This is a genomic window from Aeromicrobium sp., assembly GCF_014378035.1.
Classification (GTDB): domain Bacteria; phylum Actinomycetota; class Actinomycetes; order Propionibacteriales; family Nocardioidaceae; genus Aeromicrobium.
This window is the reverse complement of sequence record NZ_JACMOM010000195.1, coordinates 22,907-48,733: the sequence shown is the minus strand read 5'-3', so window position 1 is coordinate 48,733 and position 25,827 is coordinate 22,907. Positions and strand designations below refer to the sequence as shown.

27 protein-coding genes are annotated in these 25,827 nt (G+C 66.8%); 24 read left to right on the top strand and 3 right to left on the bottom strand.

The window, feature by feature from the left end; translation table 11 throughout:
- Positions 1 to 23: 23 nt before the first annotated feature.
- Entirely contained in the window at positions 24 to 785 is a 762-nt protein-coding gene (locus tag H7290_RS10345) for an SGNH/GDSL hydrolase family protein (RefSeq protein WP_290513933.1), read from the top strand.
- A gap of 36 nt (positions 786 to 821) precedes the next feature.
- On the opposite strand, the gene H7290_RS10340 is transcribed toward H7290_RS10345, so the two are convergent.
- The gene (locus H7290_RS10340; protein ID WP_290513932.1) at positions 822 to 2,114 is read right to left on the bottom strand and encodes an isochorismate synthase MenF; all 1,293 of its coding nucleotides are present in this window, start codon (positions 2,112 to 2,114) and stop codon (positions 822 to 824) included.
- 33 nt (positions 2,115 to 2,147) lie between these two features.
- On the opposite strand from H7290_RS10340, the gene H7290_RS10335 reads away from it, so the two are divergent.
- Positions 2,148 to 2,840: a demethylmenaquinone methyltransferase gene (locus H7290_RS10335; protein ID WP_290513931.1), complete on the top strand. Its 693-nt coding sequence runs from the start codon at positions 2,148 to 2,150 to the stop codon at positions 2,838 to 2,840.
- A gap of 36 nt (positions 2,841 to 2,876) precedes the next feature.
- Here H7290_RS10335 and H7290_RS10330 read toward each other — a convergent pair whose 3' ends face one another.
- Together H7290_RS10330 and H7290_RS10325 are read right to left on the bottom strand one after the other, a co-directional pair.
- On the bottom strand, positions 2,877 to 3,347 hold the full coding sequence (locus H7290_RS10330) for a transcriptional repressor (protein WP_290513930.1): 471 nt from the start codon (positions 3,345 to 3,347) through the stop codon (positions 2,877 to 2,879).
- A 140-nt stretch (positions 3,348 to 3,487) separates the two neighbouring features.
- Entirely contained in the window at positions 3,488 to 4,543 is a 1,056-nt protein-coding gene (locus H7290_RS10325) for a helix-turn-helix domain-containing protein (RefSeq protein ID WP_290513929.1), read from the bottom strand.
- Between the two features lie 184 nt (positions 4,544 to 4,727).
- On the opposite strand from H7290_RS10325, the gene H7290_RS10320 reads away from it, so the two are divergent.
- The 22 genes from H7290_RS10320 to nuoK all read left to right on the top strand — a co-directional run bounded on the left by H7290_RS10320 (position 4,728) and on the right by nuoK (position 25,824).
- A complete protein-coding gene (locus tag H7290_RS10320) occupies positions 4,728 to 5,267 on the top strand; it encodes a DUF1641 domain-containing protein (RefSeq protein WP_290513928.1) in 540 nt (179 codons plus the stop codon).
- Positions 5,268 to 5,283: 16 nt separating this feature from the next.
- Positions 5,284 to 6,255, top strand: coding sequence for a hypothetical protein (locus tag H7290_RS10315; protein ID WP_290513927.1), 972 nt, complete (start codon positions 5,284 to 5,286; stop codon positions 6,253 to 6,255).
- A 61-nt stretch (positions 6,256 to 6,316) separates the two neighbouring features.
- Entirely contained in the window at positions 6,317 to 7,924 is a 1,608-nt protein-coding gene (locus tag H7290_RS10310) for a nickel-dependent hydrogenase large subunit (protein WP_290513926.1), read from the top strand.
- Positions 7,925 to 7,931: 7 nt separating this feature from the next.
- Complete coding sequence (locus H7290_RS10305) at positions 7,932 to 8,774, top strand: hydrogenase maturation protease (RefSeq protein WP_290513925.1); 843 nt, start codon at positions 7,932 to 7,934, stop codon at positions 8,772 to 8,774.
- Between the two features lie 19 nt (positions 8,775 to 8,793).
- A complete protein-coding gene (locus tag H7290_RS10300; protein WP_290513924.1) occupies positions 8,794 to 8,985 on the top strand; it encodes a hypothetical protein in 192 nt (63 codons plus the stop codon).
- A gap of 12 nt (positions 8,986 to 8,997) precedes the next feature.
- Positions 8,998 to 10,242: a hypothetical protein gene (locus H7290_RS10295; protein WP_290513923.1), complete on the top strand. Its 1,245-nt coding sequence runs from the start codon at positions 8,998 to 9,000 to the stop codon at positions 10,240 to 10,242.
- Positions 10,239 to 11,141, top strand: coding sequence for a NifU family protein (locus H7290_RS10290; RefSeq protein ID WP_290513922.1), 903 nt, complete (start codon positions 10,239 to 10,241; stop codon positions 11,139 to 11,141). Before H7290_RS10295 ends, H7290_RS10290 begins: the two co-directional genes overlap by 4 nt.
- Before the next feature lie 13 nt (positions 11,142 to 11,154).
- Positions 11,155 to 12,387 (top strand): NHL repeat-containing protein, encoded by a 1,233-nt coding sequence (locus H7290_RS10285; protein ID WP_290513921.1) that lies wholly within the window; start codon positions 11,155 to 11,157, stop codon positions 12,385 to 12,387.
- Between the two features lies 1 nt (position 12,388).
- Positions 12,389 to 12,655: a HypC/HybG/HupF family hydrogenase formation chaperone gene (locus H7290_RS10280; RefSeq protein ID WP_290513920.1), complete on the top strand. Its 267-nt coding sequence runs from the start codon at positions 12,389 to 12,391 to the stop codon at positions 12,653 to 12,655.
- Positions 12,652 to 13,434 carry a DUF6390 family protein gene (locus H7290_RS10275; RefSeq protein WP_290513919.1) on the top strand — a complete coding sequence of 261 codons (783 nt, stop codon included), beginning with the start codon at positions 12,652 to 12,654 and terminating at the stop codon, positions 13,432 to 13,434. The genes H7290_RS10280 and H7290_RS10275 overlap by 4 nt, the downstream gene beginning before the upstream one ends.
- A 119-nt stretch (positions 13,435 to 13,553) precedes the next feature.
- Complete coding sequence (locus tag H7290_RS10270) at positions 13,554 to 14,669, top strand: HoxN/HupN/NixA family nickel/cobalt transporter (RefSeq protein WP_290513918.1); 1,116 nt, start codon at positions 13,554 to 13,556, stop codon at positions 14,667 to 14,669.
- Positions 14,670 to 14,946: 277 nt separating this feature from the next.
- Positions 14,947 to 15,306, top strand: coding sequence for an NADH-quinone oxidoreductase subunit A (locus H7290_RS10265; protein ID WP_290513917.1), 360 nt, complete (start codon positions 14,947 to 14,949; stop codon positions 15,304 to 15,306).
- Entirely contained in the window at positions 15,297 to 15,851 is a 555-nt protein-coding gene (locus H7290_RS10260) for an NADH-quinone oxidoreductase subunit B family protein (protein WP_290513916.1), read from the top strand. Before H7290_RS10265 ends, H7290_RS10260 begins: the two co-directional genes overlap by 10 nt.
- Entirely contained in the window at positions 15,848 to 16,594 is a 747-nt protein-coding gene (locus H7290_RS10255) for an NADH-quinone oxidoreductase subunit C (RefSeq protein WP_290513915.1), read from the top strand. Before H7290_RS10260 ends, H7290_RS10255 begins: the two co-directional genes overlap by 4 nt.
- Positions 16,595 to 16,718: 124 nt before the next feature.
- Complete coding sequence (locus H7290_RS10250; protein ID WP_290513914.1) at positions 16,719 to 18,050, top strand: NADH-quinone oxidoreductase subunit D; 1,332 nt, start codon at positions 16,719 to 16,721, stop codon at positions 18,048 to 18,050.
- Positions 18,051 to 18,162: 112 nt separating this feature from the next.
- Positions 18,163 to 18,957: an NADH-quinone oxidoreductase subunit NuoE gene (nuoE, locus tag H7290_RS10245; protein ID WP_290513913.1), complete on the top strand. Its 795-nt coding sequence runs from the start codon at positions 18,163 to 18,165 to the stop codon at positions 18,955 to 18,957.
- Positions 18,950 to 20,284, top strand: a complete 1,335-nt coding sequence (nuoF, locus tag H7290_RS10240; protein WP_290513912.1) for an NADH-quinone oxidoreductase subunit NuoF — start codon at positions 18,950 to 18,952, stop codon at positions 20,282 to 20,284. Before nuoE ends, nuoF begins: the two co-directional genes overlap by 8 nt.
- Positions 20,281 to 22,734: an NADH-quinone oxidoreductase subunit G gene (locus H7290_RS10235; protein ID WP_290513911.1), complete on the top strand. Its 2,454-nt coding sequence runs from the start codon at positions 20,281 to 20,283 to the stop codon at positions 22,732 to 22,734. Before nuoF ends, H7290_RS10235 begins: the two co-directional genes overlap by 4 nt.
- 69 nt (positions 22,735 to 22,803) lie before the next feature.
- On the top strand, positions 22,804 to 24,099 hold the full coding sequence (nuoH, locus tag H7290_RS10230; protein ID WP_290513910.1) for an NADH-quinone oxidoreductase subunit NuoH: 1,296 nt from the start codon (positions 22,804 to 22,806) through the stop codon (positions 24,097 to 24,099).
- The gene (gene nuoI, locus H7290_RS10225; RefSeq protein WP_290513909.1) at positions 24,096 to 24,686 is read left to right on the top strand and encodes an NADH-quinone oxidoreductase subunit NuoI; all 591 of its coding nucleotides are present in this window, start codon (positions 24,096 to 24,098) and stop codon (positions 24,684 to 24,686) included. Before nuoH ends, nuoI begins: the two co-directional genes overlap by 4 nt.
- Entirely contained in the window at positions 24,683 to 25,534 is an 852-nt protein-coding gene (locus tag H7290_RS10220; RefSeq protein WP_290513908.1) for an NADH-quinone oxidoreductase subunit J, read from the top strand. The genes nuoI and H7290_RS10220 overlap by 4 nt, the downstream gene beginning before the upstream one ends.
- Complete coding sequence (nuoK, locus tag H7290_RS10215; RefSeq protein WP_290513907.1) at positions 25,531 to 25,824, top strand: NADH-quinone oxidoreductase subunit NuoK; 294 nt, start codon at positions 25,531 to 25,533, stop codon at positions 25,822 to 25,824. Before H7290_RS10220 ends, nuoK begins: the two co-directional genes overlap by 4 nt.
- The last annotated feature ends 3 nt before the right edge of the window (positions 25,825 to 25,827 follow it).

Here is a 25,827-nt window from a genome sequence, read left to right as displayed (position 1 = left end):
GTGCGGATGGCTACCCTGAACAGGTGACTTTCCGCCGCTATGTCGCCTTGGGCGACTCGTTCACCGAGGGCCTCGGTGACCACGATGCTTCTTTGCCCAACGCCGTGCGCGGATGGGCCGATCGTGTCGCGGAGGTGCTGGCGCACGACGACTTCACGTACGCCAATCTCGCGATCCGGGGCCGCAAGCTGCTCCCGATCCTCGCCGAGCAGGTCGAGCCCGCGTTGGCAATGAAGCCCGATCTTGTCAGCATCTACGCCGGTGCCAACGACGTGCTCCGGCCGCGCATCAACATCGACGGTCTGGTCGCGGCTTACGACGTGGCGATCGGACGGCTCGTCGACGCGGGTGCCCACGCGGTGATCTTCACCGCATACGACCCTGGCGGCTCGCAGGTGTTCGGAGCCTTGCGCGGCCGGTTCGCGATCTACAACGAGCTGGTGCGTCAGGTCGCCGAGCGCCATGGTGCGACGCTGGTCGACTTCTGGCGCCTCCGTGACTACCGCGACGACCGCCTGTGGGACGTCGATCGCATGCACCTGTCGAGCGCCGGCCACCAACGCATGGCCATCGCCGTGCTTGATGCGCTCGGCGTCCGGCACGACCTTGCTCCCCTCGAGCTGGGCGACCGGCTGGTCCTGTCGGTGAAGGAACGCCGCACCGCCAACGTCGAGTGGGCCACCTCGCACGCTGGTCCGTGGGTCAAGCGGCGCCTCACCGGCGCGTCGTCGGGCGACGACATCAGCCCTCGCTGGCCCACCCCGACGCCCATCGTCAGACGGTGACTCCCCAGGCGGGGACCACCAGCCCTGTGGTGACCATCAGTCCTGTGGGGTCAGGGCATCACGGACGGGGATGAGCTTGGCGTTCGACTCGGCAAGCTCGTCGGCCGGCACCGAGTCGGCCACGATGCCGCAGCCAGCGAACAGCCGGACGCGTGAGCCGTCGCCCTCGACCTGCGCGGAGCGGAGCCCGATGCCCCACTCGCCGTCGCCCGACGCGCCGATCCAACCGACCGGCCCGGCGTAGCGTCCACGGTCGAGCAGCTCGATCTCGGCGATCAGCCGCACCGCCTCGGCGGTCGGGGTGCCACCCACCGCCGCAGACGGGTGGAGGGACGCGGCCAGCATGAGGGCGCTCGCTTCGTCCTTGATGACGCCGGTGACATCGGTGGCGAGGTGCATGACGTTGGGCAGGTGCAGCACGAACGGCGCCTCGGGGACGTTCATGCTGGTGCAATGCGGAGCGAGCGCTTCGGCGACCGAGCGCACGGCGTACTCGTGCTCCTCCAGGTCCTTGCTCGACCGGGCAAGCGAGCCGGCCAGGGTGAGATCGCGAGTGTCGTCGCCGGTGCGACGGATGGTGCCGGCGAGCACGCGCGATGTCACGAGGCCGCGCTCGAGCCGCACCAGCATCTCAGGGGTCGAGCCGAAGAAGCCGTCGACGTGGAACGTCCAGCAGCTCGGGTAGTCGGTGGCCAGATGTGTCAACGGCGCACGGACGTCGAGGGAATCGTCGAGCGTCGCCACGAGGTCACGCGCCAGCACTACCTTGTCGAGGCCACCTGCCTCGATGCGCCGAACTGCTTCCGCGACCAGACCCTGCCACGTGATGCTGTCGACCGGGCCGTCGGCGAAGGTCGTGCCCTCGGGAAACGACACCGCCTCGGCCGGGCCGAGCGTGGGGTTGGAGGTGATGCCCGACCCTGCGACCGTCACCCACGCGACACCGTCGCGACGACCGACGACGACCTCGGGCACGATCAGCACACTCCCGTCGACGTCATCGGTGAAGGTGAAGGAGCCGAAAGCCACCAACCCGCTGCCAGGAACGTTGATGTCGTCGCGCACGACTGCGTGCGAGGAGAGGTCTCTCCACCAGTCCGACGCCTCGGTGAACCGGCCCGGTCCGGCGGTGCGGAACTCAGCCGCGCGACCCCATCCGACGAGCCCATCTCCACCGTGGACCCACGCGAGGGCCTTGTCGCGTGGCAGCAGTGCGAGCAGGGCACCAGGATCGGCGATGCGCGAGGAGCGGACCAGGAGCGGCCCTACCGACGCGGCCGCACCTGCGAGTGCCAAGGGCGCAGAGGGCTCAACAGCAGGGTTGGTCACAGTAAATGAGCCTACCCGTGGCAAGGTAGACAGGTGAGCCGAGCCAGTCTGGACAAGGAGCCCCACGACGTCGCCAAGATGTTCGATGGCGTCGCGGAGAAGTACGACCTCACGAACGACGTGCTGTCGCTGGGGCAAGATCGGCGTTGGCGCAAGAGGGTCGTCGACCTGGTCGCCCCGAAGCCTGGCGAGAAGATCCTCGACCTCGCGGCTGGCACCGGCACATCAAGCCAGCCGTTCGCCGATGCGGGCGCGATGGTGATCCCGTGCGACTTCTCGATCGGCATGCTCGAGGTCGGCAAGCGGGAGCGCCCGGGGCTGGCCTTCACCGCGGGCGACGGCACACTGATGCCGTTCGCAGATGACACCTTCGATGCCGTCACGATCTCCTTCGGTCTGCGCAACATCGTCGACCCCATCGCCGGGCTCCGCGATCTGCTGCGCGTCACACGTCCTGGTGGACGAATCGTGGTGTGCGAGTTCAGCACCCCGACGTGGGGCCCCTTCGACGCGGTCTACTCCAACTACCTGATGCAGGCTCTGCCGCCAATCGCCCGCAGGGTTTCGTCAGACCCTGAGTCGTACGTCTACCTGGCCGAGTCGATCGTCGCCTGGCCCGATCAGAAGGGACTCGCCATGCGCATGGTCGAGGCGGGGTGGGGCAGAGTCGACTGGCACAACCTCAGCGGTGGCATCGTGGCGCTGCACCACTCGATCAAGCCCTGAGGCCCGTCCACGCTTCGCCTCTGGTTCGTTCCGCTCTCAGTGGTGGTGGCCGTGACGTCCCGCTGACAGGCAGTCGGCGCACAGACCCACCAAGGGGAAGTGGCCGAACCGGGGCCGGTAACCGATGCTCTGCTCGATGAGTGATCTTGCCGCGTCGAGACGGTCGGGCTCGATCGACGCAGCCTTGCCGCACGACTCGCACCACGCGTACTCACGCTCGGTCTGGTGCGTCAGCTCATAGAGGCCCGGCCCGTGTCCGAGGTGGACATGGCGCACGAGGCCGACCTCCTCGAGGCGCTCGAGCGTCCGGTAGGTCGACGGGACATCGAGCGACGGCACCGCCTGGGCCGCGAGATGTTCCACGGAGAGTGGGCTGGTCGCATCGAAGAGCACCTGGAGCAGGGCCCGGCGCGAGGTCGACACCCGCCCGCCGTTCTCGCGGAGAACTGCCAACGCGGAGGACAGATCGGCGACCGGCCTGGCCGCGGACAGCGGTGAGTCAGGCATCGTTGTGCTCCGCCCTCGGTCGTGCCGAGCAACGTGATGTCGGGTACTCGCGCATAGTCGCGGATTCTACTCGCGACCGCGGGCCCCGGACCGCTCGAGCGGATCGAACCGCACAGGGGGCATCGCGCTCGGCGCGCCTTCTAGCGTCGGAGGGTCTGTGACGGGGTCTCGCCGAACCGCTTGCGATACATGGACGAGAAGTTGCCCAGGTGGCCAAAGCCCCAGTGCTCGGCGACCTGGGTGACGGAGATGCCGTCGGTGAGGATGGCGTCCGAGAGCTCACCCCTGGCGCGATCGAGACGACGATCGCGGAGGTAGGTCATGGGAGTCGTGCCGAGGTCGTCGTGGAAGCCCTGCTGGATCGACCGGACGCTGACGTGCGCGTGGCTGGCCAGGTCCTCGAGCGTGAGCGGGCTGGCAAGATTCTCCTCGATGAAGGTGACCGACTGTCGCACCGCCCGGCGCCCGCCGGCGTGGGACGCCTCCAGGAGGTCGTGGTGGTGGGTCGACTCGTGGACCCACAGCAGCGAGGAGATGATGAGCTCTTCGAGTGGCCCCGCCCCCACCCCCTGCTGGATGAGGGAGTCAGGGGTCATGACCTCGCTCGAGAGCAGCTGGACAGCCCCCTGCCAGCGGTTGGCCGCACCGGATGTGAGCGGCATGATCGGCGCGAAATCGACGGCCGTGTCGATGCCGTGTCCGAGCATCCGGGCGAACTGGCTCTGGAGGGCCCGGGTCTCGATCCGGATGATGAGCTGCGGTGACTGTGGCTGCATCGTCATCTGGAGGTCGGTGCCGGGGTTGACGACCAGCGCCTCGAACGGGCTCGCCTCGACTCGCACGCCGTTGTAGCTGCACTCGGCTGAGCCGTTGAGCGGCATGTGAACGCTGTAGAGGTCGTGGGTGACCGGGATGTCGAAGGTCACCGCCGCCTGAACATCCAGGTACGCCATCGTCACGTCGCGCAGGCGGATCGCGTTGACGGTGGCGTGGAAGCCTTCGGTCGGCGGGTGGATGACGAGATGGTTGGCGCCGAGCAAGCGGGCCAGCAGCGCCGACACCTTCGCGGGATCGTCGCCGCTGAGAACCTCGTGGCCTGTCAGCGCCGTGGGCACACCACGGGAGCGGATGTGACTGTCAGGAGCCGGCCGGACGAAGGGGCCGTCACTCAGACCGTGCTTGGCCAGGCGGGACACACGACCTCCTCGGATTGCGACACCGATCACAGTCTCACCCGACCGAGGGTCACGGCCCGCGTACACGTAGCAACATGTTGCGCAATCGTGATAGCGACTGCGTCGAGGCGATAGCCCCCTGCGCGCATACGTGTTTCTCTCAATGCGACCTACCTCACACTAGAGCGAAAGGGACCCAGAACACATGACGACAGTTACCACGGCCGTAGAGCCAGCCGCGGCGCTCAGGAGCCAGCTCGACGACCCGGCGGTTGCGGAGGCACTGAGTTCTCTGCTGGAGCACGCTGACTTGTTGGCGATCCTGGTGGTCGGGCTTGACGGGTTCCTCAGTCGCAGCGAGCTGATCGGCGACGAGATGGCCAGCAGCTTCGGCGAGCTTCGCGAGATGCTCGACTCGCCGGACGCGACCGGTGTCAATCCCCGCGAGGTCGTCTCGAGCTTGGTCAAGCTCTCGTCGGCTCTCCCCACGCTGTCCCGGATGGTCGATTCGGGTCTTCTTGACTCGCTGGTCTCCTCGATCGCGCAGCCGGAGACGGTCGAGCGGCTCGGTGTCGTCACGAAGGGCGTCGCCGATGGCCTGTCTGCGCCTCCGGTCCAGGTCGGTGGGCCTCTCAGCCTTCTTCGCCAGCTCAAGGATCCAGACGTCAGTCGGGGACTTGGGTTCACCCTGACGTTGCTCAAGTCAATCGGCTCTGAGCTCAACTCCCACTCCGGCACCGCGTAGAGAGAAGAGACAACACATGTCGTCAGTTCTGTGGCTCCAAGGAGGAGCCTGTTCCGGTAACACGATGTCCTTCCTCAATGCCGAGGAGCCCAGCGTCGTGGACCTGATCGTCGATTTCGGCCTCGAGCTCTTGTGGCACCCGTCCCTTGGCCTGGAGCTCGGCGCCCAGGCGCAGAAGATCTTCTACGACTGTGTCAGCGGCGAGCAGCAGCTCGACATCTTCGTCTTCGAAGGCACCGTCATCGAGGCGCCGGACGGGTCCGGGCGCTATGACATGTTCGCCGACCGCCCCATGAAGGACTGGGTCATCGAGCTGGCCAACGCCGCGTCGATCGTGGTCGCGATCGGTGACTGTGCGGCGTGGGGTGGCATACCGGCGATGGAGCCGAACCCCTCGGGCTCGACCGGTTTGCAGTTTCACAAGCGCGCGAAGGGTGGGTTCCTCGGCGCTGACTTCACGTCCAAGGCCGGTCTCCCTGTCATCAACATCCCTGGTTGCCCGGCGCACCCGGACTGGATCACCCAAATCCTGGTGGCGCTCGCGACCGGTCGCACGGGGGACATCGCACTGGATGATCTCCAGCGTCCGGAGACATTCTTCAAGACGTTCACGCAGACCGGTTGCACCCGTGTGCAGTTCTTTGAGTACAAGCAGTCCACGACCTCCTTCGGTGAGGGAACGCGCACGGGCTGCTTGTTCTATGAGTTCGGCTGCCGAGGCCCGATGACGCATTCACCGTGCAACCGCATCCTGTGGAACCGGCAATCCTCCAAGACCCGGGCGGGAATGCCGTGTCTGGGATGCACCGAGCCGGAGTTCCCCTTCTTCGACCTCGCGCAGGGCACGGTGTTCAAGACCCAGAAGGTCTCGGGTGTCATCCCCAAGGAGATCCCCGAGGGTGCCGATCACCTCACCTACATGGCCCATGCTGCCGCCGCACGGATCGCTGCGCCGCAGTGGTCCAAGGAAGACATGTTCGTCGTCTGACCATGAACGTGCCCACGTCCTGCACCACCAGCTCCCTTCCCGACATTGAAAGGTCGGTTCCATGTCTTCGGTAGATCTGTTCGTCAGCCCGCTAGGACGCGTCGAGGGAGATCTCGACGTCCGCGTGACCATCACGGACGGAGTCGTGACGTCCGCCTGGACCGAGGCGGCGATGTTTCGTGGCTTCGAGATCATCCTGCAAGGCAAGGACCCGCAGGCCGGCCTGATCGTGACTCCGCGCATCTGCGGCATCTGTGGCGGCAGCCACCTGTACAAGGCCTGCTATGCGCTCGACACGGCGTGGAGCACCCACGTGCCGCAGAACGCGACCCTGATCCGCAACATCGCGCAGGCATGCGAGACGCTGCAGTCGATCCCGCGCTACTTCTACGCACTCTTCGCGGTCGACCTCACCAACAAGATCTACGCCAAGTCCCCCATGTATGACGAGGCCGTTCGCCGCTTCGCTCCCTACGTGGGCACCGCCTACCAGAAGGGCGTCGTTCTCTCGAACAAACCGGTCGAGGTCTACGCCCTGTTCGGTGGACAGTGGCCGCACTCCAGCTTCATGGTGCCCGGTGGCGTGATGAGCGCCCCGAGCCTGACCGACATCACCCGCGCCTACGCGATCTTGAACCACTGGAAGGACAACTGGCTCGAGAAAGAATGGCTCGGCTGCTCCATCGAGCGTTGGCTGGAGGTCAAGAGCTGGGACGACATGCAGGCGTGGGTCGAGGAGAACGAGTCGCAGCGCGAGAGCGACTGCGGGTTCTTCATCCGCTACTGCCTCGACATCGGTCTGGACAAGTACGGTGCAGGAGCCGGCAACTTCATCGCGACCGGCACCTACTTCGAGCCCGAGCTCTACGAGAACCCGACGATCGACGGCCGCAACGCAGCGCTGATCAACCGCTCGGGCATCTACGCCAACGGGCAGTTCTCCGAGTTCGACCACATGCGGGTCAGCGAGGACGTGTCGCACTCCTTCTACGAGGGCACCGGCACGCGGCACCCGTGGGAGGGCGAGACCAAGCCGATCGACCCGCTCGACGGCCGCAAGCAGGAGAAGTACAGCTGGGCCAAGTCGCCGCGCTACAACGTCGAGGGATTGGGCTACGTGCCTCTGGAGGCCGGACCCCTGGCCCGTCGCGTCGCCGCGGGAGCACCCGATGCTGCGGGTCACCAGGACTACGACCCGCTGTTCGTGGACATGATCGAAAACCTCGGACCGTCGGTGTTCGTCCGCCAGATGGCCCGCATGCACGAAGCGCCGAAGTACCTCAACTGGATCATGAAGTGGCTCAGCGAGATCGACCTGCACGGATCGTTCTACGACAAACCGGTCGAGCACGCTTCGGGCAAGGGTTTCGGTTCCACCGAGGCGGCGCGCGGCTCACTGTCCGACTGGATCGTCATCGAGGACAACAAGATCGCCAACTACCAGGTCGTCACACCGACAGCCTGGAACATCGGGCCCCGTGACTCTGCGGACACCCTCGGCCCGATGGAGCAGGCGCTCGTCGGATCGCCGATCCAGGACCAGAACGATCCAGTGGAGATTGGTCACGTGGCGCGCAGCTTCGATTCCTGCCTGGTGTGCACGGTGCACGCCTACGACGGCAAGTCCGGCAAAGAGCTGAGCAAGTTCGTCATCAACGGAATGGTCTGACACGACGATGTCTTCCGGGCCGGTCGCAAATCATGAGCTCCTCGACGACGGGTACGCGCCACTGGCGTGCGACACGTTGGTCATCGGGTGTGGCAACATCCTGCGCTGCGACGACGCTGTGGGCCCGATCCTCATCCGGCGGCTCTGGGAGCAGGGCGTGCCCGACGGCGTCCGGCTCGTCGACGGCGGCACTGCGGGCATGGACGTCGCGTTCCAGATGCGCGGCGCCAAGCGTGTCGTCATCATCGACGCGTCCTCCACGGGGGTCGAACCCGGGACGATCTACCAGGTTCCGGGTTCGGAGATCGAGGACGTCCCCGAGCTCACCGGTCTGCACACGCACTCGTTCCGTTGGGACCACGCCATCGCCTTCTCCCGATGGCTTCTCGGACCGGACTGCCCCACCGACGTCGTGGTCTACCTGATCGAAGCAGCCAACCTGACGCCCGGCGAATCCCTCAGTGACGTGGTCCGTGAGTCGATGGAGAAGGTTGCCGTGCTGATCCGCGACGACTACTTCCCGGCGGTGCGCGAGCCCGAGGTGGAGATCACCGCCGAGGGCTATCTGAGGCTGACGGCGGAGATGGCCGCCCGGTTCTTCCCCGCTGATGTCTGCGGAGCGGTGCTGGAGGGCGACGAGCTGTTCCTCATCCCGCTGCAGAGCCAGGCCAACGGTGGTCATGTGCTCAAGCAGCGCAGTTCCGCGGGCGACAGGTGCATGCTCGTGCGTGAAGTGCTGCACGACGAGCTTCCGGTCGGCCATCACGTGGCGACCTGGAACGAGGAGAGGGGCGCCCTTGCCGTGCAGATCACCGACCCTCGACAGAAGGCTCTCGGGGGGGCATCGTGAGCCGTCAGAAGGAGGGCCGATGGCAGCCAAGGTCGAGACGGTCATCATCAAGGAGAACGGTCAGTGGGCCGTCGACATCATCGTCATCTCTGACGACGGAGTGGTGCGGCGCCGCATCAGCACGTATCGAACCGAGAAGCTCGCCCGCATCAGTGCCGATCTGATTCGGCGGGCGGCAGATCGGGACATCGCAGGACCCCACAACGGTTGAGAGGAATAGTCCATGGAGCGTATGAGGCGGCCACAGGCGATCGGGGCTTTCCCGCTCCCGGCCGGGTTCCTGTTGATTGCCACGTCGGACGATCCTGCGGTCGACTCGGCGCGTGACGCCTTGGTCGCCGGCAGGGTGCCGTCGGCCTGGCCCTCCGCCCTTCGAGGCCATGAGCTTGCCCACGCCGGGCGCACAGACGAGGCGGTGGCCGAGTTCGCCGGCACCGACGTCGTCGACCGGTTCAACCGTTTCGTGCTCGCACCCGAGGGTGTCGACGCCGATGAGCTGCGGGCAGACCTGCCGCCCGAGATCGCTCCGTTGGTCGATGTCGTGCGCTACTCCGTCGGCCTGACCGACGACCCTCCCGTCGTGGGAGGCGCGGACCAGGAGATCGAGGCCATCGTGCTGGCCACCCGTGCGAGCGGTCTCCTCGGTGAGGGGTCAGTGGCCGAAGCTGTCGACCTCTTGCGCTCCGCGGCGGAGGTGGCCGGGCTGTCGAGCGCCCCGCTCTCCGCGATCATCCTCGGCAACGCCGGTGTCCTGACCCACGAGCACGAGCTCGACCAGGAGCGGGCGATCGCCGATCTGACTCGAGCCGTGACGATGTTGGAGGGCACCGACCTGGCCGTCGGTCGTGCTGAGCTGCACTACCATCTTGCGTCGATGCTGCACCAGATCGCGGCTGCCAAGGGCATGCCGCTCAGCGAGGCCGTCGTGCACTACCACCTGATCCTGCGGCTCGTCACCGAGCACACCGCGCCCCACCTGTGGGCGTCCACGCACCTCAACCTCGCCACCGCCTACCTGACGGCGCCCATGATCGAGGCAAGCGACCAGCTCCGCAGCGGCATCGCCGTGCAGTCGCTTCGTTCGGCGCTGGAGGTGTTCACCCGCGAGGACTACCCAGCCGAGTGGTCGAGCGCCACGATCAACCTCGCGAACGCCCTGATCTACACCCCTTCGGCGCACCAGGGTGACAACGTCGTCGAGGCGATCGAGAAGTACGAGGAGGTCCTCGAGCTGCGCGACCGCCACGACGACCCGATCGGTCGAGCCCGGTTGCTGACCAACCAAGGCAACGCGCTGGCGCACCTCGGCATCTTCGACCACGCGAAGTCCAAGCTGGTCGAGGCCCGCTTCCTGTTCGAGGAGCAGCTTGACCATGACTCGGTGATGATGGTCCGATCGGTCCTCGACGAGATCGCCAAGGCGATGGTCCCCGAGCGAGACGACGCAGCCGACAGGGTGACGACATGACCCAGCTTGCCGACAGCACTGCGGTGACGCTTCCGGAGGACCGTTCGGTGGAGGACCTGGCCGAGGTGCTCGACCAAGCGACCAGCCGGCTCGTCGACCTCGACCCGTTGCCGAAGCAGGTCGCCGAAGACCTCAGGTCCGCCGGAGACGACCTGCACCGGGCGGCACTGGTGCACCTGATCAGGGGGCTCCGCGACGACCCGCGTGGCAAGGAGCTTCTCTTCGACCTGGTCGACGAGCCGCGCCTGCGCATGGTCCTGCTGATGCACGGACTCATCCGCCCCGACCCGATGTCCCATGCGGCGACGGTGCTCGAATCCGTCCGTCCCATGCTGCAGTCGCACGGCGGCGACGTCGAGCTCGTCCGCATCGAGGACGGCACCGCGTACGTCCGTCTCTCCGGCGCGTGCAACGGCTGCTCGATGTCGGCCGTGACGATGCGTAACGGCGTCGAGCAGGCGCTGGTGGCTGAGGTTCCCGGGGTCTCCGCCGTCGAGGTGCTGCCCAACGAGCCCGGCCCGACGCTCATTCCCCTGTCGGAGTTCGGCAAGCGGCCGGGCGAGCTCGATCCGGGGTGGGCAAAGACGTTGGCCCTCGACTCGTTCGCGCTCGGCAGCATCGTGCCGGTCGACGTCGTGCCGCAGGACGGGCCCTCGGTCGAAGCCGTCGTGGTCAACATCAGTGGTCAGCTGTCGGCCTTCGTCAACGCCTGTGCACACCTCGGCAACACCCTCGACGACGCCGACATCGACGTCGAGCGTGGCACCCTGACGTGTTCGTGGCACGGCTACTGCTTCGACGCGCTCAGCGGCGAGTGCCAGACGCTGCCCGGCGCCCAGCTCGACCAGCTGCCCCTTCGTGTCGAAGACGGCCACGTCTGGATCCGGACGACTTCATGACGGTGTCTGCCTGATGCGGGTCACGGTCATCCCACCCGGGACCTCGCACCCCGGCGTCCAGATGGGCTCGCCGGTCGGCTTCATCCCGACCCCGTCGGCCAGCGGGCCCTGGCGGCCCCGCGCCTGCCTTGGAGCCATCTCGCCCGGCGGGCTGATGCTGCCTGAGGCAAAGCCGACCGAGTCGCAGTTCTACGCACCCCGCGGGGTCCACATCGTCGCCGAGCGCGTCGTCGTCGCCGACACCGGCAACCATCGCGTGCTGATCTTCAACGGCCATCCCGACCGCGACAGTCCGTCGTGCGATGTCGTGCTTGGCCAGCCCGATGCCTTCACCGAGGGACCCCAGGCCGGTGGGCGCGGGCCCTCCGACGGCATGTTCCTGCCTACGGGTGTGCTCGTCACCGATGCCGGCCAGCTGGTGGTCTCCGATGCCTGGAACCACCGCCTCCTGGTGTGGGACACCGTGCCCGACCACGCCACGGCACCTGATCTGGTGCTCGGCCAGAAGAACGACATCGACGTCCTCGCGAACGCCGGCGGCGCACCAAGCGCAACAGTCTTCTACTGGCCTTTCGGCATCGCCGTCGTCGATGGCCGCTTCTACGTCGCTGACACCGGCAACCGACGGGTGCTGTGTTGGAGCGACGGTGTGCCGACGTCACCCGACCAGCCCGCCGACGTCATCCTCGGGCAGGGCGACGCCATCAGCCGCGACGAGAACGCCGGCGACGAGGCCGGGCCCGACAGCTTCCGGTGGCCGCACGCCATCGCGGGCGACGGCGCAGGGGGAGTGCTCGTCGCAGATGCAGGTGACCACCGGTTGCTGGGCTGGTCAAGGCACCCCGTCAGGCAGCAGGACGCCGATCTCGTGCTCGGGCAGGGCGACTTCACGACCGCTGTCGAGTTTCCCTACGCGCCACAGACCGGCACCCGATTCCGCTTCCCCTACGGCGTGGTCCGCGTCGGCGACGGTCTGGCGGTGGCCGACACCGCCAACAACCGGGTGCTGATCTGGGACGACATGCCGCGTGACCCCGAGACCGACCCGCAGCACGTCCTCGGCCAGCCGTCGTTCGCCAAGAACGGCGAGAACCGGTGGCAGGAGATCACCCCCGACACGTTGTGCTGGCCCTACGGGCTCGGTGCCCACGGCAACCTTCTGGCGATCGCCGACTCCGGCAACAATCGCGTCGTACTGTGGGAGAAGCTCGACGCCGGACCCGATCTCGAACAGGCAGGCTGCTGACATGTGCCTAGGAGTGCCCGGACGCATCACGAAGATCTGGAACGAGGAGGGGAAGATCTGCGCGCAGGCCGACTTCATCGGCGAGACCCGTCCCGTGTGTCTCAACTACCTGCCCGATCTTGCCGTCGGCGACTACATCATCGTGCATGCCGGATTTGCCCTCACCAGGCTCGATGTCGGCGAGGCGTCCCGGACGGTCGAGATGATGCGCGAGTACGGCGTCATCGACGCTGACGCCCCGGCTCTCCCGCTGCCCTCGACCGGATGACGCCTGGCCCCGTTCGTACGGCCAGCGGCGGGCACCGGCTCTTTGCGCGGTACGCCCCCGCGCCCAACGCGCTGGGCTACTGCGGGCCCGAGAGCGCCGCGGTGCTCCGCGCCGTCGCCTCGGGCAGCTCCGACGCAGACGTCACCGCGATCGCCCGTCAGTTCTCCGGTGCGTGGCCGTACCAGGCCACGATGGCCGGACTCGCGGGCATCGACGACCCGCTCGACGCCCGCATCGGCCGGGCCTACTGGACCGGCAACGATGTCACCGACACCATCGACCGCGAGCAGTTCGGGCGCGACCTCCTCGACACCATCAGGCCCCAGGCCGGCCACTACTGGAGCCACCTCGACGAGAGTCTGCTGGTCGAGGCGTCGCCGACCCACGGGTTCCACGTGTTGGGGGTCTATCCGTGGTCACGGATGCTCGACATGGGGCGCCCCGAAGCACTCCATGTGCTCGACTCGTGCCGCGTCACGTGGGGCCGGGTCGTGACGGTGGGGCCGGACACCCTCGAGGTGGCGGTGCGTCACCTCGTCTACGCCGCGGGGGTGCTCTCGCTCGACGCCGAACGGGTCGAACAGGTCGGTCACCGTCTCGACGGGGCCACCTTCATCGACTCCGTCGACGTGGGCGACCACGTCGCGGTGCACTGGAACTTCGTGTGCGACACCCTCACCGCTGTCGAGGCTGAGAGTCTCGAGCGGTGGACCCACTGGCAGCTCGACGCCATGGCTCCCCGGCTCCACGCCCAGCATCGTTGTGGGGCGCTGGACTAGCGTCCACGTGCATTGCGGGTCGTTCAGCAGAGCGACCCACGAGTCAATGACTTGCTATTGCAAACCGTTCACGATTGGGCAAAGGTGGTGAGCAGAGTCACACCGAGCTGAGGACTGTCATGACGGCGCATGAGGCACGACGCACGGCAGGCCCCCGACGATTCACCCCGCCTGAGATCGCCTCGATGGCAGGCATGGCGGGGTTAGTCCTGATGCTGCACGTGGTGGGTTGGGGGCTCCTGCTGCTGACGGTGTCCAGAAGCCTCGAGGTCGGGAGCACGGGGGTGTTCAGCATCGGCCTCGGTGTCACCGCCTACACGTTGGGCATGCGCCATGCCTTCGACGCCGACCACATCGCCGCGATCGACAACACCACCCGCAAGCTGTTGGCCGATGGCAAGGAGCAGGGGCGCCCGTTGTCGGTCGGCTTCTACTTCTCGCTGGGTCACTCCACGATCGTCTTCGGGCTGTGCCTGCTGCTGGCGTTCGGGGTGCGCTCGCTCGGTAGCCAGGTAGGCGATGAGTCCTCAACCCTGCAGCAGGCCACCGGGGTCATCGGCACCGTCGTCTCTGGGGTCTTCCTGCTGATCCTGGGCCTGCTCAACGCCATCGTGCTTCTGGGCATCGTGCGGGTCTTCCGCGAGATGCGGTGCGGCACGTTCGACGAGGTACAGCTCGAGGAGCACCTCAACAACCGGGGGCTCATGAACCGGCTGCTGAGAGGTGTGACGAAGGCAGTCCGTAGACCTCGCCACATGTATCCGGTGGGCCTGCTGTTCGGTCTCGGCTTCGACACGGCCACCGAGGTCTCGCTCCTGGTGCTCGCCGCGGGGGCGGCCACGTTCAGCCTGCCCTGGTACGCGTTGCTGGTGCTGCCGATCCTGTTCGCCGCCGGCATGAGCCTGCTCGACAGCATCGACGGGGTCTTCATGGGTCTGGCCTATGACTGGGCCTTCGTCCAGCCGGTTCGCAAGGTCTACTACAACATGACCATCACGGGACTCTCGGTCGTCGTGGCGCTGCTGATCGGCGGTATCGAGATCATCGGACTGATCGGTGAGAAGGCGGGCATCTCCGGTGGACCTGTCGGCTGGGTCGCGCGCATCGACCTCGACCACGTGGGCTACGCGATCGTCGCTCTCTTCGTGGCGACGTGGGTGATTGCCCTCGCCGTGTGGCGACTCTGCCGTATCGAGGAGAGGTGGTCGGAGGGGCTGCGGGACACCGCAGGCTAGCTCCACCGACGAAGGGTGCTGCGCCAAGATGGCCGAGCGGCTGGCGGCCCAGATGCTCATAAATGACGCCTGCCCAGCAGAAGCCGAGCCAGTCATCGGTCCGGACGATCATCGGTCGGTCATGGCCTCACGATCCGCGCGCGGGAGGAGTTAGTGTGACCTCAGTTACCCGCGAACCGAAGCGGGCGTATCGTGAGACCGTGGTCACGTTGTGAAGTAATTCACAAGGGCACGATCACTCTGCGAATGTCATGCTGGCCGAGGTCTGGGAGGATCCGTGACTCCTTACACACCGATCATCATGCTGGGCGCGCTGGCGGCCCTGTTCGCCGTCGGCAGCATCGGGATCGCCCCCTTCACGGGACCCAAGCGCTACAACCGCGCCAAGCTTGACCGGTACGAGTCGGGCATCGAGCCGAGCCCCCTCCCGGAGGGTGGCGGCAAGATCTCGGTCCGTTACTTCATCATCGCGATGCTCTTCATCGTGTTCGACATCGAGATCATCTTTCTCTACCCCTTCGCGGTCGCCTTCGACTCGCTCGGGTGGTTCGGGCTGATCGAGATGTTCTTGTTCATGGTGACGGTGTTCATCGCCTACGCCTACGTCTGGCGCCGAGGAGGCCTCGAATGGGACTAGAAGAAAAACTTCCGAGCGGGGTGCTCCTCTCAACCGTCGAGGGACTCGCGGGATACATGCGCAAGGCCTCGTTCTGGCCTGCGACCTTCGGGCTGGCCTGCTGTGCCATCGAGATGATGACGTTCGGTGCTCCGCGGTTCGACTCCGCCAGGTTCGGCATGGAGGTCTTCAGGCCGTCACCGCGTCAGGCCGACCTGATGATCGTCGCTGGGCGCGTGAGCAACAAGATGGCTCCCGTCCTGCGCCAGATCTACGACCAGATGGCCGGTCCCAAGTACGTCCTGGCAATGGGTGTCTGCGCCAGCTCGGGCGGCATGTTCAACAACTACGCCATCGTCCAGGGCGTCGACCACGTCGTCCCGGTCGACATGTACCTCCCCGGCTGCCCGCCACGCCCCGAGATGCTGATCGATGCGATCCTCAAGCTGCACGACCAGATCCAGCACCAGAAGCTCGGTATCAACCGGCTCAACCAAATTGATTCCGAAGAGAAGGTCGCACTGCTCGCCACGCCGACCTCAGCGATGAAGGGACTCATGCGTTGACCGACGCCAAGGGCAACAGGGACGCGCGTGACGCCGGCACCGAGACGCAGGACGGGTCGCACCAGGTGCAGGCCGAGCTCTCCAAGAGCGATGCCCGCGAGCTCGAGATCGTCGACGTCCGCGAGGGCGCGTTCGGTGCCCACGGCACCGGCGACACCAGCGGCTTCGGAGGGCTCACCCGCCCGGTGCTCATGCCCGGGGCGAGCCAGCGGCCGTTCGGTGGCTGGTACGACGAGGTGGCCGACCAGCTCGCCATTCTCGCGCTCGACGACGCCGTCGAGAAGATTGTCGTCGACCGTGGCGAGATCACCTTCTTCATCAGGCGCCACGCCCTGCTCGACACCGTCACCCATCTGCGCAACGACCCCGTTCTGCGCTTCGAGTTCTGCTCGAGCGTCAGTGGGGTGCATTTCCCACACGAGGACGGTCGCGAGCTGCACGTGGCTTATCACCTCCTGTCGATGACCCACAACCGCCGCATCCGCCTCGAGGTCACCGCGCCAGACGCCGACCCGCACGTCCCGAGCGTCGTCAGCATCTACCCGACCGCCGACTGGCAGGAGCGGGAGGCGTGGGACTTCTTCGGCATCGTCTTCGACGGCCACCCCGCTCTCACCCGAATCCTGATGCCCGACGACTGGCCGGGCCACCCGCAGCGCAAGGACTATCCGCTGGGCGGCATACCTGTGGAGTACAAGGGTGGAACGATTGCGCCGCCTGACCAGCGGAGGAGCTACTCGTGAAGGCCCAACGAACAGTCCCGGACACTGTGCACATCTGCGCGCTCCGCGCGCGGGGGTTGGGCGGCATACCTGTGGAGTACAAGGGCGGAACGATTGCGCCGCCTGACCAGCGGAGGAGCTACTCGTGACCGACACCGTCAACGATCCGTACGCGGGCACGACCGACTCGAGCGAGGGACCGGTCTTCACCGTCACGGGCCAGGACTGGGACACCATCGACGCCTCGGTGGTCGAGGGTGACCACCTTGTCATCAACATGGGCCCACAGCACCCGTCGACGCACGGCGTGCTCCGCCTGGTCCTGGAGATCGATGGCGAAACGGTGCGCGATGCCCGCGCCGGCATCGGCTACCTGCACACCGGCATCGAGAAGAACATGGAGTTCCGCACCTGGACGCAGGGTGTGACGTTCTGCACCCGCATGGACTACGTGGCGCCGTTCTCCAACGAGGCGGCCTACGTCATGGCGATCGAGAAGCTTCTCGGCATCGAGGCGCCGGAGAAGGCGCAGGTCATGCGGGTCCTGCTGCTCGAGCTCAACCGCATCTCGTCCCACCTGGTCTGCATTGCGACCGGCGGCATGGAGATCGGCGCCCTCACGGTCATGACCTGCGGCTTCCGCGACCGTGAGCTGATCCTCGACGTGTTCGAGATGATCACCGGCCTGCGCATGAACCACGCCTTCTTCCGGCCCGGCGGGGTGGCCCTGGACATGCCCGAAGGAGCGATCGAGAAGCTCAGGTCCACGGTGGCGCTGCTCAAGAAGCGCCTGCCCGAGTACGCGGCTCTCTGCAACGCCAACCCGATCTTCAAGGGACGTCTTCAGGGTGTCGGTCACCTCGAGCTCCCGGGTGTGCTGGCGTTGGGCCTCACCGGCCCCGTTCTCCGTTCGACGGGCTACGACTGGGACCTGCGCACCAAGCAGCCCTACTGGGGCTACGAGACCTACGACTTCGACGTCATCACCCGCAACGAGCCCGACGCGTACGGCCGGTTCAGGGTCCGCCTCGACGAGATGTGGGAGTCCATCAAGATCGTCGAGCAGGCCACCGAGCGGCTCGCGAAGATGGCCGGCGAACCCGTCATGGTCGCGGACAAGAAGATCGCGTGGCCCTCGCAGCTGAGCGTCGGATCGGATGGTCAGGGCAACTCCGCCGAGCACATCAAGCACATCATGGGTGAGTCGATGGAAGCGTTGATCCACCACTTCAAGATCGTCACCGAGGGCTTCCGGGTGCCGGCCGGCCAGGCCTACGCCAGCATCGAGGCTCCGCGCGGCGAGATCGGCTGCCACCTCGTGTCCGACGGGGGCACCCGCCCCTATCGCGCGCACTTCCGCGATCCGTCGTTCGTCAACCTCCAGGGAACCTCGGTCATGAGCGAGGGCGGCATGATCTCGGACGTCATCGTGGCCGTTGCGAGCCTTGACCCCGTCATGGGAGGGGTGGACAGGTGAGGCGCCACGCTTCGCGTGCCCTGCGACCCCGTCGCAGCCGTGCTTCGCACGGGCGCCTGGTTCGCTTCGCTCAGCCCACGATCTCGTTCCATCCAGCGCCCGAGGAGGGACGGTGACACTCTCCGATGAGACGAAGGCCGAGCTGCACGAGCTCGCCGGTCGTTATCCGCAGGCGCGGTCCGCGCTGCTCCCGATGCTTCACCTGATCCAGTCCACGCAGGGCAACGTCACCAACGAGGGCGTCGAGACGTGCGCCGACATCCTGGGCATCAGCGCCGCCGAGGTCTCGGGCGTGGCCACGTTCTACACGATGTACAAGCGCCGGCCCATGGGCGAGCACCATGTCGGTGTCTGCACCAACACGCTGTGTGCCGTCATGGGCGGCGACATGATCTTCGATCGGCTCAAGAGCCACCTCGATGTCGGCAATGACGAGACCACGTCCGACGGCAAGGTGACGCTCGAGCACATCGAGTGCAACGCCGCCTGCGACTTCGCTCCGGTCATGATGGTCAACTGGGAGTTCTTCGACAACCAGACGCCCGAGTCGGCCATCGAGGTCGTCGACAAGCTGCGCGCGGGTGAGACGGTGCAAGCCACCCGAGGGGCCACCATCACCTCGTGGCGCGAGGCCGAGCGGGTTCTCGCCGGCTTCGAGGACGGGCTTGCCGACGAGGGGCCTGCCGCCGCCGGACCGTCGCTCGTGGGGCTGCAGATCGCGGCCGACAAGGGCTGGACGGCACCCGTGCCCGGCAGCGAGTCGGCCTCGTCCGACGGCGCGGCGAGCAACGGCGTCGCGGACACCAAGGGTGGTGCCGCCGCGCAGGCCGACACATCGCGCGCCGAGACCGAGACCGAGATAGAGAAGTCGCCGGCCAAGACGGCCAAGGAGAACAACGATGACTGACACGCTCACCCCGGTGCTCAGCGCCGACTGGGGCAACGAACGCGCGTGGACGCTCGAGGCGTACAAGCAGACGGGCGGCTACTCCGCACTGGAGAAGGCCCTCACGATGGCCCCGGACGACCTCATCGCCCTCGTGAAGAACTCGGGACTGCGCGGACGTGGCGGCGCCGGCTTCCCCACCGGCATGAAGTGGAGCTTCATCCCTCAGGACCCCGAGACCGAAGCGGGCCGCAAGCCGAAGTACCTCGTCGTCAACGCCGACGAGTCGGAGCCGGGCACCTGCAAGGACACCCCGCTGATGATGGCCACCCCGCACACCCTGATCGAGGGCGCCATCATCGCGGCTCACGCCATCAGGGCCAAACATGCCTTCATCTACGTGCGGGGCGAGCTGCTCCACGTCGTCAGGAGGCTGCGCGCCGCCGCACGTGAGGCCTACGACGCCGGCTACCTCGGCCACGACATCCTGGGTTCGGGCATCGACCTCGAGCTCATCATCCATGCCGGTGCCGGTGCCTACATCTGTGGTGAGGAGACGGCGCTCCTGGACTCCCTCGAGGGTCGCCGTGGCCAGCCCCGACTGCGGCCACCGTTTCCCGCAGTCGCGGGCCTCTACGCCTCACCGACGGTGGTCAACAACGTCGAGTCCATCGCCTCCGTGCCCGCGATCGTCAAGAACGGCATCGAGTGGTTCGGCTCGATGGGCACCGAGAAGTCGAAGGGTTTCACGCTCTACTCGCTCTCGGGCCACGTCAAGCGTCCGGGTCAGTACGAAGCACCGCTGGGCATCACGCTGCGTCAGGTCCTCGAGCTCGGCGGTGGCATGCGTGACGGGTCGGAGCTGAAGTTCTGGACGCCCGGCGGCTCGTCAACACCGATCCTCACCGTCGAGCACCTCGACATCCCGCTCGACTACGAGGGCGTCGGCAGTGCTGGCTCGATGCTCGGCACCAAGGCGTTGCAGGTCTTCGACCAGACCACCTCCGTGGTGCGCTGCGTGCTGCGCTGGACCGAGTTCTACAAGCACGAGTCGTGCGGCAAGTGCACCCCGTGCCGCGAGGGCACGTGGTGGCTTGTGCAGACACTGCAGCGGCTTGACGAGGGCAAGGGCCGCGAGGGCGACATCGAGCTGCTCGTCGACCTCTGCGAGAACATTCTCGGCCGGGCGTTCTGCGCTCTCGGTGACGGTGCGACCAGCCCCATCACCTCGGCCATCCACTACTTCCGTGAGGAGTTCGAGGCTGGCATGTACGCCCCGTCCCGCGAGGCTTTCCCCCCAGAGGCGTCGGTCCTGTTCGCCAGGCAGACAGTCGGAGGAGTGGCATGACGATCGAGGCAACGCCCGCAACCGGGACCCCCGTCGAGCTCGTCACCCTGACGATCGACGACATCGAGGTCAGCGTCCCCAAGGGCACTCTGATCATCCGTGCCGCTGAGGTCACGGGCACGGAGATCCCGCGGTTCTGCGACCACCCGCTGCTCGAACCGGTGGGGGCGTGCCGCCAGTGTCTCGTCGAGATCACCGATGCGGGCAACGGTCGGGGCTTCCCGAAGCCGCAGGCGTCCTGCACGATCGAGGTCGCCGCCGGCATGGTGGTCAAGACCCAGGTCACGTCGCCCGTTGCCGAGAAGGCACAGCGCGGCAACATGGAGTTCCTTCTCATCAACCACCCGCTCGACTGTCCCGTGTGTGACAAGGGAGGCGAGTGCCCGTTGCAGAACCAGTCCATGACCCACGGGCAGGGCGAGTCGCGGTTCATCGAGACGAAGCGCACCTTCCCCAAGCCGATCGAGGTCTCCAAGCAGGTGCTCCTCGACCGTGAGCGCTGCGTGCTGTGTGCCCGGTGCACGCGTTTCTCCGAGCAGATCGCCGGTGACCCGTTCATCGCCCTGCTCGAGCGCGGGTCGGAGCAGCAGGTGGGCATCTACGAGAAGGAGCCCTTCTCGTCGTACTTCTCGGGCAACACCATCCAGATCTGCCCGGTCGGCGCCCTCACGAGCGCCGACTACCGCTTCCGCTCGCGCCCGTTCGACCTGGTGTCGACCCCGTCGGTCGCCGAGCACGACTCGGGTGGCGCCGCCATCCGCGTCGACCACCGCCGCGGCAAGGTCATGCGCCGGCTCGCCGGTGACGACCCCGAGGTCAACGAGGAGTGGATCACTGACAAAGACCGCTTCGCGTTCACCTATGCGACGCTGGACGACCGCCTGCGCACCCCGCTCCTGCGCAACGCCGAGTCGGGCGAGCTCGAGCCGGTCTCGTGGCCGGCCGCACTGTACGCGGCTGCTGCCGGGCTGACCGCCGCGGCAGGCAAGGTCGGTGTGCTCACGGGTGGCCGACTGACCGCCGAGGATGCCTTCGCCTACAGCAAGTTCGCCCGCACCGTCCTGCGCACCAACGACATCGACTTCCGGGCACGCGCCCACTCCGACGAGGAGGCGGCCTTCCTGGCCGCGCGGGTCGCTACCACGTCGCTCGACGTCACGTTTGCCAGTCTCGAGACGGCGTCGACCGTCGTGCTCGTGGGCTTCGAACCCGAGGACGAGGCAGGCAGCATCTTCCTGCGGCTTCGCAAGGCGTCACGCGCCGGGCTCTCGGTCGTCGCCATCGCGAGCCACACCACCCGCGGCCTCAGCAAGATGTCGGGCACGCTGATCCGCACCGTTCCCGGCGATGAGCCTGCCGCACTGGCTGGCCTCGAGCTCGATGCCGAGGCGATCATCCTGGTCGGTGAGCGTCTCGCGTCCATCCCCGGCGGTTTCACCGCCGCCGCCCCTGCCGCCGACAGGTCCGGGGCGAGGCTGGCGTGGGTTCCGCGTCGCGCCGGCGACCGGGGCGCCGTCGACACCGGTTGCCTCCCGTCGCTGCTTCCCGGTGGTCGTCCGCTCGAGGACGCCGAGGCGCGCGCTGACCTCGCCGCCGCCTGGGGGGTCAAGACCATCGAGTCCCGCAAGGGCCGTGACACCACATCGATCCTGCAGGCTGCCGCCGCCGGGAAGCTGGCTGGTCTGCTCATCGGCGGCGTCGAGATCGATGATCTCCCCGACCCGGCAGGCGCCTTGGCCGCGCTCAAGACGGCCGACTTCGTCGTCAGTCTCGAGGTCCGCGAGAGCGCCGTCACCGCACTGGCCGATGTCGTCCTGCCGATCGCACCGGTCGTCGAGAAGCCCGGCATGTTCGTCAACTGGGAGGGACGCGTCCGCGTCTTCGACGCAGTGCTCCACGAGCCCAGCTCGCTCACCGACGTCAGGGTCTTGGCCGGCATCGCCGAGGAGATGGGCACGCCGCTCGGCTTCCGGACCATTGCCCACGCCCGCACCGCCATGACGGATCTCGGCCCGTGGGACGGCGACCGGGCTACCTTCCCCCGCGACGCCCACGCCGCACCGACAACGACGTCGAAGCGCACCGTCGTCCTCGACTCATGGCGGCTGCCCGTCGACGACGCCCGCGGACAGGATGGCCAGGAACTATTCAGGGCAACTGCCCGACCCGCGGTCCTTCGCGCGAGTGCGGCAACGCTGGGAGCTTTCGACATCGACCCGGGGGACATCGCCACGCTGTCGACCGCCGCCGGCAGCGCGAGCTTCCCGTCCGAGGTGGCCGACCTGCCCGACGGCGTCGTCTGGGCGCCGGCCAACTCCGGGGTGAGCCTCCGGGCGGCGCTCGGTGCGGGCTTCGGGGACCGGGTCACGTTGTCCCCTGACATGACTGACATGACTGACATGACTGACGTGCCTGACATGACTGACATGCCTGACGGAGGACCCGCATGAGTACCGACCCGATGACGCTAGTGTGCGGTCCTGTGTCCCGTTCGCGCCGTAGTCGAAGCGAGTGTGGCCATGAGTGACCTCTTCGGCCACGAGCCGTTCTGGGTGGTGGCCCTCAAAGCCGTCCTGATCTTCGTCTTCCTGCTCGTCTACACGCTCTTCAACATCTGGTTCGAGCGTCGCGTGGTCGCCAAGATGCAGCACCGCATCGGCCCCAACGTCAACGGCCCGTTCGGACTCCTGCAGAGCCTCGCCGACGGCGTCAAGCTCGCGCTCAAAGAGGACATCGTCGTCAAGGCGGCCGACAAATTCGTCTACATCCTCGCGCCGATCCTCGCCACGATCCCGGCATTCCTCGCCTGGGCCGTCATCCCGTTCGGCCCCGAGGTCCGGATTCCCTTCACCGACCGGATCACCCCGCTGCAGCTCACGGATCTCCCGGTCGCGGTGCTCTACGTGCTGGCCGTCACCTCGATCGGCGTCTACGGCATCGTCCTCGCCGGCTGGTCCTCGGGATCGATCTACGCGTTGCTCGGCGGCATGCGCTCGAGCGCGCAGATCATCTCCTACGAGGTGGCGATGGGCCTGTCGTTCGTCACGGTGTTCATGTACGCCGGCTCGATGTCGACGTCCGAGATCGTCGCTGCGCAGAGCGGCATGTGGTACTTCATCCCGCTCTTCCCGTCGTTCATCATCTACTGCATCGCGATGGTCGGCGAGACGAACCGAGCCCCGTTCGACCTCCCCGAGGCGGAGGGCGAGCTGGTCGGTGGGTTCCACACCGAGTACTCCTCGCTCAAGTTCGCACTGTTCTTCCTTGCCGAGTACGTCAACATGGTCACCGTCTCGGCCCTGGCCACGACGCTGTTCCTCGGCGGGTGGCGCGCGCCGTTCGGCATCTCTCACATCTGGGAGGGTGCCAACTCCGGCTACTGGCCCGTGCTCTGGTTCTTCGGCAAGACGTTGTTCTTCATCTTCATGTTCGTCTGGCTCCGCGGCACGCTGCCGCGCATGCGTTACGACCAGTTCATGAACTTCGGCTGGAAGATCCTCATCCCGGTGTCGCTCGTCTGGATCATCGCTGTCGGGCTCATCCGCAAGCTCAAGAACGATGACCTCCTCGGCCAGCAGACGCTGGTGATAGTGGCCGTCGTCGCGGGTGTGCTGGTGCTCGCCACCTTCCTGATCCCCGAGAAGAAGGAGCCGTCGGGCCCACCGTCAGAGCCCGAGGAGTTCGACGCCTTCGCTGGCGGCTACCCCGTGCCCCCGATGCCCGGCCAGTCGCTGCCCGGCCAGGCAGTGGCCGGCACCGCCCTCGACGCGGCTGATCCATCGCAGAATCAACCCGGAAGGACGGCTCCGCGATGACCAGCAACCCCATCCGCGAGACCCTTTGGGACCCGATCGCCGGTTTCGGCGTGACGTTCCGGACGATGTTCCGCAAGACCGTCACCGAGCAGTACCCCTTCGAGAAGGTCCCGACGGCACCTCGCTTCCACGGGCGGCACCAGCTCAACCGCTGGCCCGACGGGCTCGAGAAGTGCATCGGGTGCGAGCTGTGTGCGTGGGCGTGCCCCGCCGACGCGATCTATGTCGAGGGGGCGTCCAACGTCGACGGCGAGCGCTTCAGCCCCGGCGAGCGTTACGGGCGGGTCTACCAGATCAACTACCTGCGCTGCATCCTGTGCGGGCTCTGCATCGAGGCGTGTCCCACCCGCGCGCTGACGATGACGAACGAGTACGAGCTGGCCGACAACAACCGCGCCGACCTCATCTATGAGAAGAACGATCTCTTGGCGCCGCTGCTCCCGGGCATGGTCGAGGCTCCGCACGAGATGATGATCAGCGACGACAGCCAGGACTACTACCGCGGTATGCAGCTCCCCATCGTGGAGGTCTCCGCCGGTAATTCGGCAGGCCAGACGGACCCCCCGGCCGGGGAAGGCACCGAGTGATCACCTTCTGGATCCTTGCGCCGATCATGGTGATCGCGGCGCTCGGACTGCTGTTCGTCAGGAAGGCCGTGCACGCGGCCCTGTGCCTCGCCGTCGTCATGATCAGCCTCGCGGTGCTCTACGCCGCGCAAGGCGCACCGTTCCTCTTCGCGGTGCAGATCATCGTCTACACCGGCGCCATCATGATGTTGTTCCTCTTCGTGCTGATGCTGGTCGGAGTCGACTTCTCCGACGCGGTCAAGGAGACGATCTCGGGTCAGCGTTTCGTCGCCACCGGGCTGGGCCTGATCTTCGGCCTCACCGTGGTCGTCGCGATCGGCCAGACCGTGTCGGGAGCGGTCGTGGGCCTCACGGCAGCCAACAGCAACGGCAACCCCTACGGACTCGCCGATCTCCTGTTTGGCAAGTACGTCCTCGCCTTCGAGTTCACCAGCGCCCTGCTCATCACGGCAGCCCTCGGGGCGATGGTGCTCGCGCACAAGGAGCGGTTGACCACTCGCCACTCGCAAGCCGACATCGCCGCGCGCCGCATGCGCGAGTACGCGGAGTCAGGGCGCCACCCGGGCCCTCGGCCGACCCCCGGCGTCTTCGCACGGCACAACGCGGTCGACACCCCGGCGCTCCTGCCCGACGGCAGCCCCCTCGAGGCCTCGATCTCTGCGAGCCTGATCGCGCGCGGTCAGGTCCGCGACGGTTTCGACGACGACATCGACAAGGTCGTCGAGCAGCTCGAGGATGACGGTGACTCACCCGTCGCGACCTCGACCGAGAGTCCCGCGACGAAGCAGAGATCCACGAGCCTGCCGACGACCGACGAGCGCAACACCGAGGAGGGGGACGACAAGTGAACGAGTACATCACGCTGTCGCTCATCCTCTTCACGATCGGTGCCGTGGGCGTGCTCGTGCGCCGCAACGCCATCGTCGTGTTCATGTGCATCGAGCTCATGCTGAACGCCACCAACCTGGCCTTCGTGAGCTTCTCTCGCCAGAACGGCAACCTCGACGGACAGGTGGCCGCCTTCTTCGTGATGGTCGTCGCCGCTGCCGAGGTCGTCGTCGGACTGTCCATCATCGTGTCCATCTACCGCACGCGTCGCTCGATCTCGGTCGACGACGCGAGCCTGCTCAAGTCGTAGGAG